Genomic DNA, 14070 nt, shown 5'->3' with positions numbered 1-14070 from the left:
TCATATTTCAAATTAGAGTGATCTGGAAATCAGTTCCTTCATGATTTCATTGGTTCCTGCATAAATGCGGTTCGCGCGATTATCCAGATACGCTCGTGCAATCGGGTATTCCAGCATATAGCCATAACCGCCATGCAGTTGCAGGCATTCATCAACCACTTTGCTATACAGTTCAGAAATTTTGTATTTAGCAGCTGCGGCAGCATCAATTCCCAATTCCTGAGTAAGCTGTAGTTGCATACAACGGTCCAGATAAGCCCGACAAATTTCAATTTCGGTACGCAGTTCTGCCAGTTTAAAACGGGTATTTTGAAAAGCGCTGATCGGTTTGCCAAAGGCTTGACGTTCTTTGGTGTATTTCACTGTATGTGCGAATGCCGCTTCTGCCCCTGCCTGACATATGATGGCCACAATTAACCGTTCCCAAGCCAGTTCTTTCATCAGTATCATAAAACCCATGTCTTCCTGACCTAGCAGGTTTTCTTTAGGCACACGGACATTGTCAAAGAACAGTTCACAGGTATCCTGACCTTTCATGCCGATTTTATTTAAGGGTTTACCTTTACTAAATCCTGCACGATCTGCTTCGACCATAATTAAAGACAGGTTAGCAGAGCCTTTCTCGCTATGGCCCGTTTTACATACCACAATTGCCATATCACAAAGATAGCCATTGGTAATGAAAATTTTAGATCCATTAATCACATACTCATCACCTTCTAATACCGCACTGGTGCGTACTGCCTGCAGGTCTGAGCCAGTTCCGGGCTCAGTCATCGCAATTGCTGTGACCACTTCACCTGTTGCCATTTTCGGGAGCCATTGTTGCTTTTGTGCTTCATTGCCAAAGTTCAGAATATAATTGGCCACGATATCGGAGTGCAGTGAAAATCCTGTCGCAGAGTCGCCTGCATAGGCCTGTTCCTCAATCAGAATCATACTATAGAGACGATCTACGTCAGAACCGCCATAAGCTTCAGGCATCGTGGCACAGAGAAGGCCAAGTTCACCGGCTTTATTCCAGAGCTCACGATCGATATGCTGTTGCTGTTCATATTTTTCTGTATGAGGAGTCACTTCCTTTTCATAAAATTTACGGACCGTCTCCCGAAAGGCTTCATGTTCATCATTGAAAAGTTGACGTGGCAGCATGCTGGCCAATGGACGGATCGCGCTCGAATGCATCTTATAATTCCCTTATTGTGATGTTTTATTTAATTTAAGATAGAGCAGACGAGGGAGCAATGAGCTGAATGTTCAAATCTGGGGAATCTACTGATGCTTTTGGTCATTTGTATGAAATACCTCGAAATTCAGCAATGGCTTAAGGTAAACTACTCAGGTTTGTAACGAGTTGGGAAAATTCGATGACTGATGACATCACCTTAGAAGAGCGCAAAGTGATTTATCGCGCGCGTCGTGGCTTGAAAGAGATCGATGTATATTTTGATCCCTACGTGAAAAACTATTATCTCAATGCTGATCCCTTCGAAAAACAGATGTTTGCTGAGCTGGTTGCACAGGAAGATCCGGACCTGCTGGACTGGTTTATGGAAGTGTCAGAACCCCCACGCCCTGAATTAAAAGATTTTATCAAGAAACTTAAATTTTACGTTCATGGATAATCGCTGTTTTAAGCTGAAACGCAGTAAGTGTGCACTGGTGTTTCAGCTTTTTATTTTTGCTGTATTGATGTTCCTGCTGTATCAGTTATTGCCTGTGACAATTTGGCTGGTTTGCGGCGTCATCGGTCTGGTCATTTACCAGTTGTTTTATCGTAAGACACCGCACATTGAGCAGTTTGAATATCTGGATGGACGTGAATGGTCACTGACTACAGCTGCACAAGGCACACGGCGAGTATTGATCAGTCACGTGATTGATCACCAAGCTTATATCGTGGTGTATTTCCAACATGCAAAAGCACGTCCGTTGCTCATCTGGTGTGATCAGTTACCTTTTAAACAATGGAAGTCTTTGAAAGTTTTAACAAAAATACTTTAATTGTCCGACAAATGAGATTCCGAAATTTTAAATAAATTGATTAAAAATAAATATTTATACGCTAATCCCGCTTAAATTGTCAGACAAAAAAATTATATTTCTCTGTAAAAACAATGAATTGTCTGACAATTTTTCAGCTGCTTTTTTTATAAGCAGGTACATTTAACTCACCAACAGCGAACACAGGAGATCATGATGGAATTTCCAATGTGGATGTTTTTGATCGTTGCGATTGTGATGGCCCTAGTCATAGGACGGCTGGGAACGGTGCTGAAGGACAGATTTTCACCTAAATAACAGAATTAAGCTCGAGAACCTATTTTCTTCTCGACTTGCCAAGTTGATAAGTAGCATGTGCTGAACCGTCGCAATGCTACTTTTTTTTGCCCAAAATTTGGGATTTTATCTACTACAGTCAATTGAAGCTGGGCGATTTAATGGCAAAGTGTCTGGTCTAAATTAGAGTAAATACTCTTTTATTCGCTATATGCTTCTGATATGTTTAGCAGAATAATGGACATAATCACAATTATAGAGGACAGGAAAATGTCGAGCGTCCGAAAAATATGCCAAGGTATGGCGACCATTGCAATAACAACAACAGTTCTAACAGGATGTTCTCAGGTCATTAAAACCGGTGCCAATGTGGCGCTGGGTTTCACTGAAAAGCATATTGTTCCACCAATCCTGGCGATGGATGATGCCGAGATGGTGTGTAATTCCGGGAATTCTTTAACACCGGCCATCATGTCGACTAAAGAAATGGGGGCTGATCCGACTCGTGTCGCAGTACTGATGTATTCTGCAGCCGGAATTTGTGCCGAGCAGAAAGCACTGGATGCAGAGCTACGGTATCTGCGTGCTTCTAAAGTCAACCAGGTGACTGAAGCTCAGGATGCGCGGATTGAGCAGAAACGCTGGGCTGCATTGGCTGCACAACGCCAGTACACGGGTTATCAGTTATTTCAGACCCGTTATGAGAAAAAATATAAAAAAGCGCTGGGTGAAGACTGTCCACGCATGAACAGTGATATTGAACAGACAGTTTATCTGCTGGGCATGCTGAGTGGCTTGCAAGCCATGACCAATGACATTAACTCGGGTGGGGCCGTACAAGTACCTAAAGATATTGCGGCTGTGGTTGAGCGTGGCATGACCTGTCTGGATAATACCAAATTCTGGGGCGCGCCAAATGCAACCCGTGCTGTCATCTGGACTTTATTGCCAGGGGCAGGTGATGGGAAACCTGATCCTTACCAAACTCTGAAACAGTCAGTACAAATTGGTGAGCAAAAAGGTGTACGTTTATCACATGCCTTATATGCTGTAGCCGCACAGGCCAGTGGGGATGATGCCAAAATTCGTGATGCATTAAGAACTTTTGATCAGGCACGTAGTGATGAAAAACCGGTCAATCCTCAGTTCAAGCTGATCGACAGTATGGCTGCCATTATGGTGAATGGTATTTCTGACCGTTACTGGACTGAAAATACCGGTATTCGTAGTGCAGATGATGGCATGCAGACCTTCTGGGATGAAACAGATAATTCCTCAGAACTGGATGATCTGTTCAGCGCTGACCTATAATTTAATCAAAAATCAAGTGAATGATGCTCATAGGGGTCATTTTCAATATGCTGAAAGGAGTTCAAGGAGCCGATGCAAGATCAACATCTTCGACGAAAAATTATTTTTCTGGCGGCTTTTGTCTCTCTTTCAGCGAGTTTGCAAATCTTTAACGATGCTTTCATCTACTGGCAGGAAAGCCTGCTCGGAGAATTCTGGCGGCTCTGGACTGCGCACTGGGTGCATGTCGGCTGGGCCCATTATTTTCTGAATATTCTTGCCTTTATCTGTTTGCCTTTCATTTTTCCCCGTGCATCTGTGTGGCATTTCGTCTCAATCCTTTTGATTCTGCCACCGTTGATCAGCCTGAGTTTTTATTTTTTCCTGCCAAATATTGAAGCATATGCAGGACTATCCGGGGTATTACATGGGGCCTATGTCGCAGTCGCCTGTGTGCATCTGCTTTATCAACGTGAACGTGGATTTGCCGTACTGGTATTATTTTTAATCTTTGCCAAACTAATTTGGGAAAATACCATTGGAAATCAGGAAACTGCACAACTTATTGGCAGTCCGGTACTGGTCGAAGCGCATTTGTTAGGGGTGATCTGGGGAGTGGTAGTCGCATTGCTCTATATCTTGGGTAACTATGTTGGGGATAGCTGAAACTGTTGGCAGAAAAGACAAAAAGAAAAGATAAATTGTCATTTTTATTCTGCTGATTTTCATGCAGAGTCAAAACAGCAAATAATAATACTGACCCTTGTAAAGGAATTTTCGGGGCAGACAGAAAGACCAGCGCTTAAAAGAATGTAAGGCGCGAAAACAAGAATAGGAAAATACATGTACAACGATAATCAAAACAGATCAGGATTAGGTCTGTTACGTTATATCTGGACAGAGTGGATCTCGACCTTTGTCGTGCTCATCTTGCTCTTACTGACCTTAGTGATTGGAACCGGGGAAATGATTCATGGTCAGTTACTGCGTATGGGCGAGCGTCTGTATGGTGATCCGGCGACAGGCATGCAATATTCGTTTTTGCGTGCTGAACCGAAAGCACCACAATGTGATCGTAATATTAATGTCGATCAAAAAGTTCAGGAGCAGATAAAAGCAGATGCCGCCGATGAATATGCCGATTTCTTCGGTGTACGTTCTGAAGCGGATGTGCGTGCTGCAGTTATGCAGGCACAACAGGTCTGTGAAGAGTCCTACCAGTTCTATGACAAGGCGATGACGCATATTGAAGCGCATCCAAGTATTCGCGCTTATCGCAGTTTTGAAACCTCATTCTTTGGCATTTTCAAGTTTGGGACTGAAAACCGTGCCTTACTGTTGATTATCATGGTGGTATTTGCTGCAATCAGTGCGACATTAAAAACCCATCATATCGGTCTACGTAGCCTAGCCACCCGTATCGATTTCAAAGTCTATTCCGTGGCGATGCTGATCGCGAACAGTTTCCTAGTCTATTCTTCCTATAGCCAATATATGTCGGTGCTGAATTCTGGGGTGCCGATGGGAGACATGAAGTATGTCTACTGGCTATGGATGATTCTCTTTGGAACATTGACCCTGATCAGTTTGTACCAAGTCATTAAGCCACCTCAGGCGACCCGAGAAGGGGGTAGTTTCGGACTGGCTTTCTTAAGCGTGCCACTGTATGCCTATATGGCCATCAGTACCGGGTTTAACTTTGTCTTCTTGATGGATTACCCGATGGGTCAGGGCATCTATCTGGGGCAACTGGTTGAATTTTCGAGCATCTTCCTGAATCTGGCCTTATTTATCTGGGCCGGTATGTTGCTGAAACAAACCCGTGTCGTAGACATGTTCCTGAATATCCTGCGTCCATGGAATCTGGCTCCAGAAACCTTGACCTGGTTAATCCTGCTGGCAGCTGCATTACCAACCGCTTATACCGGTGCATCTGGAATTTTCGTGATTGCTGCAGGTGCGATCATTTATAAGGAAGTGTGGAATGCCGGTGGTCGCCGTCAGTTTGCCTTGGCAGCAACCGCCATGTCGGGTTCACTCGGTGTGGTATTACGTCCATGTCTATTAATTGTTGTGGTAGCTTCACTGAACAAGGAAGTGACGACAGATATGTTGTATCACTACGGTGTCTATGTCTTCCTGCTCAGTTCAACATTGTTCCTGATCATTTCGCTATTCTTTGCTGAAAGCAAATTCCGTATTGCTGCGCCTGGTCTGGCTGCACCACAGTCTGCACGTGCCTTTGTAAACGTGATTCCTTATATCGTGATTTTCATCCTGATCTGGCTATTCTACAAATATGCCTTGTCTACAGATCTGAATGAATTTACGGCACCTGTCATGATGCCAGTCATTCTATTGATGATCGTGCTATTTGATAAGTTACGTCATGAGCCTGCACCATTACCGCCAATGGGACATTGGGATGAAACCTTAACTACCACCTTAGGTTCAGCAAATACGCCTGCAATGGCGACCGCGGGTACAGCCATGAATGCTGAATATCGTGAAGCAGAGCATATTGAGCAGCAGGGCAGTGAGCTGGCTGTAGACCATGGTGTAAAACGTTCGACTGTTGGTGAAAGCTTGCGTCAAGTCGGCTTCTGGAAATCATTACACATTTCGACCAGTGAAACGGTTGGACACATTGGTGCGCTGGTGATCCTGATGGCACTGTCTGTCAGTGTGGGTGGCCTGCTGGAACGTATGGAAATTATGGAAGCGTTCCCGACAGATATCAGCAGTACCATTCTGGTGATTTCCATGATTGTTGGCCTGATGGTGTTCGTTGGCATGATTATGGACCCATTCGGCGCAGTGATCCTAATTTCAGCAACGGTTGCACCAGTCGCCTATCAGTATGGAATTCATCCGGTGCACTTCTGGATGATTACCTTGATTGGTTTCGAGCTGGGTTATGTGACACCACCAGTTGCCCTGAACCATCTGTTAGCAAGGCAATCCATTGGTGATGCGGAGGTGGCCGAGGCGGATGCAGAAGTTCGACATAAGTCCTTCTATTACCGTTACGAGCGCTGGATTTTACCGATGATCGTGTTACTGCCAGCGATGCTGATCATTGCCTATGTACCTTATGTATTTAAACTCTTCGGCTGGTATCAGTAATTTAAGCAAATAAAAAAAGCACTTTCGGGTGCTTTTTTTATTGTGGCCTTAACGCAGCCTAAACTTATTTTGTAAAGCAGGACTACACAGTAAAATCCCACAAAAAATCAGCCCTAGTCCGAGCAGACTATAGAGATCCGGAACTTCCTGCCAGAATATAAAACCCCATAAGCCAGCAAAAAAAATCGCAATATAGTTCACTGGCCCAATCTGACCAGCAGGTGCCAGTTTATAAGCATTGGATAGAAATAACTGGCTGGTATTTGCTAATAAACCGGCTGCAATTAAATAACCGAGTTCAGTCAGAGTATAAGGACGCCAATGCAAGAACATTGGAACCATGGAAATCAGGGTGCCGATCAGACAGAAATAAAACACAATCCGTTCTGGTGGTTCGGTCTGAGTTAGTGCGCGAACCGTGACAAAAGCCATAGCAGCCAGGAAGCTGGCACTCAAGCCAATCACAGACATCAGGTTAAATAAACCGGAATCAGGCTTAGCCACGCACAACACGCCAATAAAACCGATCGCAGCAGCCAGTAACATGCTTTGAGTGACTTTTTCTTTTAGAAACAGCCAGGCAATCAGTGGAATAAAAATCGGTGAGGAATAGGTGAAGACCATGGCATTGGAGAGCTTTAAATGTGCAATGGCATAGAAAAAGCCATACATCGCTGTCAGACCTGCGACAGAACGCCAGGTGTGCATCCAGAGTTTTTCAGTTTTAAAAAAGCTAATGCCTTTATTAAAGATTAATGGCAGAAAGATAAACAGGCCGACAAAATTCCGGAAAAATACCACCGTGGCATTGTCAACCGTGTGTGAGGCGAAGCGGATACAGACGCCCATGACTGAAAACAGAAAAGCGGAACAGGTCAGAAAGACAATTGCCTTAACCAGATGCGAGGGAGAGGCTACACTCATGGGGGAACTTAGCTAGAAAATCTGTGGATATTCTAGCTGAAAATCCCTAACTCATTCTGACTATTGTGCCAGTTGTGCTTCGAGTAACTTGATTTGTTCCTCTTTGAGTTTAATCAGCTCATCCGCATCACTATGCTGTTGCTTCAGGCTTTTTTCCTGCTCATTGAGCTGTTGCTGGATATCTTCCAGTTTGGCAATTTCTTCTTTCGCCAAAGTGGCATTTTCAGTGACTTCTTCTCTTATAATAGAGGCATCGACCAAGACATTTTCAGAAGTAGGCACAATTTCTTCCGGTTCAGGTTCTGCTTTAGGTGCGGCTTGTGTCACCGGTGCATGCATCAAGTCACCCTGATGTGCCGGTAATGTTTCATTTTGTGTGAGAAAAAACTGTGTAATTATTAAAACGGCAATAATCACAACAATTAATCCGCTCACTATTCCCCATAAAAGTTTAGGATTTTGTCGATGATCTAGAGTCATTTAGGTTCCCGAAATTATTCTTTTGGCTGACGGGGTTTAAACTGAATCACACCAATTTCATCCGGAACGGCTGGTGACTCAGGTTCCTCGATATGGGTAGGACGGTTTTCTTCATACCCACATTCGATACATTCAATCCATTCAGCTTCACCAGAGGTCAGCATAACGATCCGATCTAACGCCTGACATTTAGGACATTTTGCGCCTGCAATGAAACGACGTTTGATAGCCATCATACTCACCCTGTGATTTACTTAAAAACGTAGTTTAAGCGTTTTTAGAGCGGTTCGTCCAACCTTGATGACGTAACAAAGCATCTATTTTTGGCTCGCGTCCGCGGAAATTGATAAATGCGTCAAGTGCTGTATCTTTTCCGCCAACTGCTAGAATTTTTTGTCTAAACTGCTTTCCGGTTTCAGTGTTAAAAATTCCTTCTTCTTCGAAGCGATCGAAGGCATCACTGGCCAAAACTTCTGCCCATTTATAAGAATAATAGCCCGCTGCATATCCACCCGCGAAGATATGACTGAAGCTGTGCTGGAACCGGTTATATGGTGTAGTGGGTAAAACGGCGTATTTTTCACGAATCTCGTTCAAGGTTGCCTGAATCTGTTCAGCATTCAATGCCGGATTGGCACGATGAATGCTCAGGTCGAATAAAGCAAATTCCAGCTGACGCAAAGTTTGCATACCGGACTGGAAGAAACGGGCATCCAGTAAGGCTTTTAACAAGTGAGCAGGTAAGACTTCCTTGGTTTCGATATGTTCGCTAAGCAGGTTTAAACTGTCCTGATCCCAAGCCCAGAATTCCATAAATTGGCTTGGTAGCTCAACAGCATCCCAATCCACGCCGTGTGTACCAGCCACAGCAATATTGTCCACTTCTGTCAGCATATGATGCAGACCGTGACCAAACTCATGGAACAGGGTAATCACTTCATCATGAGTCAGTAGTGCAGGGCGGTTACCGACTGGTGGAGTAAAGTTTGCCACCATATAACAGATCGGTTTTTGCAGACCCTCAGCGGTTTGCATGCGTGACCGGAAGCCGCTCATCCAGGCACCGCCACGTTTGCCCTGACGCGCATAGAGGTCAAAATAGAAACCGCCAATCACTTCGCCTTGGTCTTCCAGTTCAAAATAACGTACATCTGGATGCCAGACTGGCGCTTCACGTTCAACTACCTGAATGTCATATAAACGTTTCAGGATACTGAACAGACCTTGCAAGATTTTTGGAGCCGGGAAATAGGGTTTCAGCGATTCCTGAGACAGATTAAACTGCTGCATTTTCAGCTTTTCAGAATAGTAACTGCTGTCCCAAGGTTTTAAGTCAGTAATACCATCTTCAGCAGCAATCGCTTTCAGTTCAGCCACTTCCTGTTCAGCAGGCGCACGGGCATGTTCTGCCAGATCACGCAGGAATTCATCCACAGCCTCGACATTCGGTGCCATTTTGCTGGCCAGTGAATATTCGGCATAATTATTAAAGCCTAAGAGTGCTGCCATTTCCTGACGTAATTTCAGGATTTCTTCCATGATGGCTGTATTGTCAAATTCAGTCTGTTCGGACTGATCTGACGCGCGTGTGGTATAGGCTTTATAGAGCTCTTCACGCAGGCCACGATCTTCGGCGTGAGTCATAATTGCCAGATAAGACGGAAAATCTAAAGTGGCAACCGGCTGATCCAGCTCACGTTGCTGGCCATATTGTTTTAACAGTTCAATATTGCTTTCAGACAGCCCCGCTAATTCTTCTTCCTTAAGCGGTCTGAAATAAGCTTGAGTTGCATCCAGTACATGATTGGAGAAATCTGAGGAAAGTTGTGACAAACGTGCAGAAATTTCCGCATAGCGTTTTTTTGCTTCACCCTCTAGAGCTACGCCTGACAATTTAAAGTCACGTAGCGCCAGTTTAATTGCACTTTGCTGGGCTTCCGGTAGTTCATTGAAGACTGGTGCATCCTGTACATGTTGATAGGTTTGATATAGCGCTGTGTGCTGACCCAGCTGGGTATAGTAATCACTTAGACCCGGTAATAGCGCCTGATAAACATCACGGGTTTCACTGTTATTCATGACTGCGTTCAGATGCGATAAAACTCCCCAGGACTCGCCCATATTATTTTCTAGCGTATCAACTTGCTTCAGAACCGCAAGTTGTTCCTGGACAGTATCAGGCGTCTGGGTCAGTTCATTTAGAAATTGCAAGCCTTGCTGAATGCAGTCTTCAATTTTTTGTTTAAGGTCTGCCAGCGTAATCTGATCGAATTGTGGAACGGGTAAAGTTGCTTTTTCTAATGTCATGTCGTTTCTGCCGAAGTCATTTCCTGTGTTAAATCTAGATGTAGGGCTTATTGGTAGGGAAATCAAGCTATCTATAATTTTTTCTCAATTTTTTGATTTAAGGTTGTTAAGGATTTATTGATATTTTTTAATTGTTCTAAGATGCCGCCATTGGATGAAGGAAGAGATTCTAGTTCATTTATATCGATAATAGAGATTTTGGTTTTCCACAGGTTTAAAGGATGTTTATAAAAATAAGTCACAGTGAAGGTGATAGATGTATTATTTAATGATTCTTTAAAACCTCCATATTGTCCCCAATCGTATATGTAACTTTGATTAGGTGGAAATACTTTTATTTCATTTTTAAAAATACCAGAATCAAAATATTGCTTATTAGAATTTAATTTCTCAATTCCAAATGCTGCTTGAGGAATAGGTCGGTCGCTAAAGACTCTTACATTGTGAGCGATAGATTTACCAATATTTTTAACATGAAGTTGAATTAAAGATTCTTTTCCATAATGAGGTGTAGCAAAAATAAGAATCTGTGGCTGTTGATCTGATTTAAACACTGCATAGGTTACAAGTAGAGCTGTGAGGGAAATGATTAATGTAAGAATATTAACTGTATCCAATTTATAATTTTACTTTTAATTAGTATATTGATTATAAATAAAAAGAGCGCCGTAGCGCTCTTTTTATGATCATCAAACATTATTCAGTCTTGGCTTTTGCATTCGACTTTTTCTTTTTGATCTTGGCTTTTTTCTTTACTTTATCTTTAGCCTTTGCTTCAGACTTTCCTGCAGATTTTTTAGCAGGCTTTTTGCTGTAGGAACTGGGCTTGGATTTGTCTTTTTTGCGTCGTATGGGCTGTTCTCCATCATCACTGGGCTGGGCTTTTTGCGCACGCTCATGATTATTGAAGACTTCCTCTTTTGCTTCCGGACGTGGTGCAGGTTTTTTTTCTGCGACACGTGGAGCACGGGCGCGAATTGGACGACCCGCATGAGTCAGTTGCTGGATCAATTCAAAGTCAATTTTGCGTTCTTCCAGATTGACTCCAGCGACCTTGATCTTGACTTCATCACCCAGACCAAAGATCTGGCCACGGTTCTGGCCGACCAGACTCTGGCTGCTTTGATCAAAGACAAAGAAGTCATCGCCCAACTGGCTAACATGCACCATACCATCGACATAGAGGTCTTTCAGCGTGACAAACAAACCAAATTCAGCCGTTGCACTGATAATTCCGACGAACTCTTCACCAAGATGTTGCTGCATATAGTGACATTTCAGCCAGGTCGTTACAGAGCGGGAGGCTTCATCAGCACGGCGTTCTGTCGCTGAGAAATGCTCACCGGCATCATCTAAAGATGCACCTGAAATTGGATATGGCTTTTTACTCAAATGAGCTTTGATAGCACGATGTAATAACAGATCCGGGTAACGGCGAATTGGAGAAGTGAAGTGTGTATACGCTTCATAAGCCAGACCAAAGTGACCAGCATTGTCGGCACCGTAATAGGCCTGCATCATGGAGCGTAATAACACGGCATGAATACTTGGCGCATCAATCCGGTCTTTGGTCGCTTCAATCACCGCTTGATAGTCAGCTTGGGTTGGCTGTTCCGGGAATGGCAGACCCAGCAGTTTCACGAAATCACGAACTTTCTGGATACGTGAGAACTCAGGGGGTTGATGCACCCGGTACAGCATCGGTATTTCATTTTTCAATGCATATTCAGCTGCTGCAACGTTGGCTAGCAACATACATTCTTCAATCAGCTTATGCGCGTCATTGCGGGTACGTGGCAGAATCTCATTGATACCGCCCAGCTCATCGAAAGTCATATAGGTTTCAATGGTTTCGAATTCCATTGCATTACGTTCAGCACGTAAGCCTTTTAAAATTTGATACAACTGGAACAGGGTATTTAGTGATTTACGTACGCTACGATCTTCCGTGATTGCTGTGCTATCACCTTCAAAATACTTCGCGACCTGATCATAGGTCAGACGTGCCTTGGAATGCATCACCGAAGGATAGAATTCATATCCGGTCACTCGGCCAGCTCGTGACAGTTTCAGATCACAGACCATGCACAGACGGTCGACATTCGGATTTAAAGAACACAGTCCATTAGAGAGTGCTTCAGGCAACATTGGTAAAACGAAGTGCGGGAAATACACGGAGGTTCCACGTTCTTGCGCTTCATCATCCAGTGGTTTGCCTGGACGTACATAATGACTCACGTCAGCAATCGCCACGACGACACGATAACCACCGCCCGGACGTTTTTCTGCATAGACCGCATCATCAAAGTCACGTGCATCTTCCCCGTCAATGGTGACAAGCGCTAAATCACGTAGATCGACACGGCCTTCACGGTCTTTGGCAGAAGGCTCTTTAAAGCTTTCCGCTTCTTTCAAGACTTCTTCAGGGAATTCATATGGCAGGCCATATTCCAGAATAGTCTGTGGAATGATGATTTCGGTATCGGCTTTGTCTGCCATCGACTGCACAATATGGCCAGTCGCAAATTCTTCTTTAGTCGGGTAGGTGTCAATTGCCACGCGGATTGAATCGCCGACTTTGACCTGGGCATGCTCGATCAGCTCTTTTTCTAGAGTAATAGGCTGATGTGCATTTGGATTAGCTGGCTGAACAAAATATTCGCCTTCATATTCAGACACTTTACCAATGATCTGTTTGACACGATGCTGCAAAACCTCGGTAATAAAGCCCCAGGCCTTACCTTTGCGGTCTACTGAGGTCCGACGGACTTTGACACGGTCACCGTTAAAGACCTGACGCAATTCACGTTCAGGTAAGAGCAGGTCATCTTCACCTGAAATATTGGCTGTGCCGCTTCCCTTGGAGTTGATATATACCGTTGCTTCATGCTCAGGCTGTTCCGCCGCGATCTGGAACTTGTAACCGTCTTTCATCAATTGCCCGTCACGTACCATCGCAATCAGACGATGGCTCAGGGCATCAATACTTTTTTGATCGGCAATTTCAAAATATTCCACCAGGTCGGCATGGGACAGGGCAGTTTTTTCTTCTATAGTTTCGAGAATCAGGGTACGGCTTGGAATAGGGTTGTCATAACGTTCGGCTTCAGCTTTTGCTTCAGGATCGACCCAATTTTTCATCATATCTTTAAAGTGTCCTTGGAGATAGGTTTAGCATAAGTCATGTCAGTGCAGACTGCACGTAAATGATTGCAATAATCTGTTTAAGTTTTCGATTTTTGGCTAATTTTAGATAACTGGAAATTTATCGGGTTTTTCAGGACTTAAATGACTAAAAACAGGGAAATTGTTTAAAAAGTATTTAAACGAGCAAAAATATGCAGTTTTTTTTCAAGCTGTGCTTGCAGTGCTATGCCGAAATTTGTATTATGGCGGCACGTTACGGTGAGATGGGTGAGTGGCTGAAACCACGTCCCTGCTAAGGACGCATACGGGTAACTGTATCGAGGGTTCGAATCCCTCTCTCACCGCCAATTTACTTATGTCGCGCTCATAGCTCAGCTGGATAGAGCACTTGGCTACGAACTAAGGGGTCGGGAGTTCGAATCTCTCTGAGCGCACCAATAAGTAAATCGGAAAATAACGTAGTCTAATAAAGACGACACAAGTTACGCGCTCATAGCTCAGCTGGATAGAGCACTT

The 14070-nt window shown here is 44.0% G+C and carries 12 protein-coding genes and 2 tRNA genes; 7 read left to right on the top strand and 7 right to left on the bottom strand.

Annotated elements, in window-relative coordinates:
• Window positions 1–12: 12 nt before the first annotated feature.
• Window positions 13–1185 (bottom strand): acyl-CoA dehydrogenase family protein, encoded by a 1173-nt coding sequence (locus RJ01_RS00070; RefSeq protein WP_034169659.1) that lies wholly within the window; start codon window positions 1183–1185, stop codon window positions 13–15.
• Between the two features lie 182 nt (window positions 1186–1367).
• On the opposite strand from RJ01_RS00070, the gene RJ01_RS00065 reads away from it, so the two are divergent.
• The 5 genes from RJ01_RS00065 (at window position 1368) to RJ01_RS00045 (ending at window position 6696) form a co-directional block, all read left to right on the top strand.
• Window positions 1368–1625 (top strand): succinate dehydrogenase assembly factor 2, encoded by a 258-nt coding sequence (locus RJ01_RS00065; protein ID WP_005233752.1) that lies wholly within the window; start codon window positions 1368–1370, stop codon window positions 1623–1625.
• Window positions 1618–2004 (top strand): hypothetical protein, encoded by a 387-nt coding sequence (locus RJ01_RS00060; RefSeq protein WP_034169658.1) that lies wholly within the window; start codon window positions 1618–1620, stop codon window positions 2002–2004. The genes RJ01_RS00065 and RJ01_RS00060 overlap by 8 nt, the downstream gene beginning before the upstream one ends.
• 546 nt (window positions 2005–2550) lie before the next feature.
• A complete protein-coding gene (locus RJ01_RS00055) occupies window positions 2551–3591 on the top strand; it encodes a hypothetical protein (RefSeq protein WP_034169657.1) in 1041 nt (346 codons plus the stop codon).
• Window positions 3592–3663: 72 nt separating this feature from the next.
• Window positions 3664–4236, top strand: coding sequence for a rhombosortase (gene rrtA / locus RJ01_RS00050; RefSeq protein WP_005233757.1), 573 nt, complete (start codon window positions 3664–3666; stop codon window positions 4234–4236).
• Between the two features lie 177 nt (window positions 4237–4413).
• The gene (locus RJ01_RS00045) at window positions 4414–6696 is read left to right on the top strand and encodes a TRAP transporter large permease subunit (RefSeq protein ID WP_034169656.1); all 2283 of its coding nucleotides are present in this window, start codon (window positions 4414–4416) and stop codon (window positions 6694–6696) included.
• 48 nt (window positions 6697–6744) lie between these two features.
• Here the strand turns inward: RJ01_RS00045 and RJ01_RS00040 are convergent, their stop codons facing one another.
• The 6 genes from RJ01_RS00040 to rnr all read right to left on the bottom strand — a co-directional run bounded on the left by RJ01_RS00040 (window position 6745) and on the right by rnr (window position 13551).
• Complete coding sequence (locus RJ01_RS00040) at window positions 6745–7620, bottom strand: DMT family transporter (protein WP_034169655.1); 876 nt, start codon at window positions 7618–7620, stop codon at window positions 6745–6747.
• 60 nt (window positions 7621–7680) lie between these two features.
• Window positions 7681–8100: a hypothetical protein gene (locus tag RJ01_RS00035; RefSeq protein ID WP_034169654.1), complete on the bottom strand. Its 420-nt coding sequence runs from the start codon at window positions 8098–8100 to the stop codon at window positions 7681–7683.
• Between the two features lie 14 nt (window positions 8101–8114).
• Window positions 8115–8327, bottom strand: a complete 213-nt coding sequence (locus tag RJ01_RS00030) for a YheV family putative zinc ribbon protein (protein WP_171064841.1) — start codon at window positions 8325–8327, stop codon at window positions 8115–8117.
• Window positions 8328–8367: 40 nt separating this feature from the next.
• The gene (locus tag RJ01_RS00025; RefSeq protein WP_034169653.1) at window positions 8368–10407 is read right to left on the bottom strand and encodes a M3 family metallopeptidase; all 2040 of its coding nucleotides are present in this window, start codon (window positions 10405–10407) and stop codon (window positions 8368–8370) included.
• Between the two features lie 71 nt (window positions 10408–10478).
• Window positions 10479–11024, bottom strand: a complete 546-nt coding sequence (locus tag RJ01_RS00020; RefSeq protein ID WP_034169652.1) for a hypothetical protein — start codon at window positions 11022–11024, stop codon at window positions 10479–10481.
• Between the two features lie 79 nt (window positions 11025–11103).
• Entirely contained in the window at window positions 11104–13551 is a 2448-nt protein-coding gene (rnr, locus tag RJ01_RS00015; RefSeq protein WP_034169651.1) for a ribonuclease R, read from the bottom strand.
• A 260-nt stretch (window positions 13552–13811) separates the two neighbouring features.
• On the opposite strand from rnr, the gene RJ01_RS00010 reads away from it, so the two are divergent.
• Together RJ01_RS00010 and RJ01_RS00005 are read left to right on the top strand one after the other, a co-directional pair.
• Window positions 13812–13901 (top strand) — tRNA-Ser (locus RJ01_RS00010).
• Window positions 13902–13914: 13 nt separating this feature from the next.
• Window positions 13915–13991 (top strand) — tRNA-Arg (locus RJ01_RS00005).
• The last annotated feature ends 79 nt before the right edge of the window (window positions 13992–14070 follow it).

Origin of the sequence: Acinetobacter sp. YZS-X1-1 (assembly GCF_000804305.1) — a bacterium.
Lineage (GTDB): Bacteria > Pseudomonadota > Gammaproteobacteria > Pseudomonadales > Moraxellaceae > Acinetobacter > Acinetobacter variabilis.
Note: the sequence above shows the minus strand (reverse complement) of the source record. Positions and strands in the feature narration are given on the sequence as shown.

Bases quoted from the DNA above. Each gene is read 5' to 3' on its own strand.
- RJ01_RS00070 (WP_034169659.1), bottom strand. From the start codon at position 1,185: ATGCATTCGAGCGCGATCCGTCCATTGGCCAGCATGCTGCCACGTCAA.
- RJ01_RS00065 (WP_005233752.1), top strand. From the start codon at position 1,368: ATGACTGATGACATCACCTTAGAAGAGCGCAAAGTGATTTATCGCGCG.
- RJ01_RS00060 (WP_034169658.1), top strand. From the start codon at position 1,618: ATGGATAATCGCTGTTTTAAGCTGAAACGCAGTAAGTGTGCACTGGTG.
- RJ01_RS00055 (WP_034169657.1), top strand. From the start codon at position 2,551: ATGTCGAGCGTCCGAAAAATATGCCAAGGTATGGCGACCATTGCAATA.
- rrtA (WP_005233757.1), top strand. From the start codon at position 3,664: ATGCAAGATCAACATCTTCGACGAAAAATTATTTTTCTGGCGGCTTTT.
- RJ01_RS00045 (WP_034169656.1), top strand. From the start codon at position 4,414: ATGTACAACGATAATCAAAACAGATCAGGATTAGGTCTGTTACGTTAT.
- RJ01_RS00040 (WP_034169655.1), bottom strand. From the start codon at position 7,620: ATGAGTGTAGCCTCTCCCTCGCATCTGGTTAAGGCAATTGTCTTTCTG.
- RJ01_RS00035 (WP_034169654.1), bottom strand. From the start codon at position 8,100: ATGACTCTAGATCATCGACAAAATCCTAAACTTTTATGGGGAATAGTG.
- RJ01_RS00025 (WP_034169653.1), bottom strand. From the start codon at position 10,407: ATGACATTAGAAAAAGCAACTTTACCCGTTCCACAATTCGATCAGATT.
- rnr (WP_034169651.1), bottom strand. From the start codon at position 13,551: ATGATGAAAAATTGGGTCGATCCTGAAGCAAAAGCTGAAGCCGAACGT.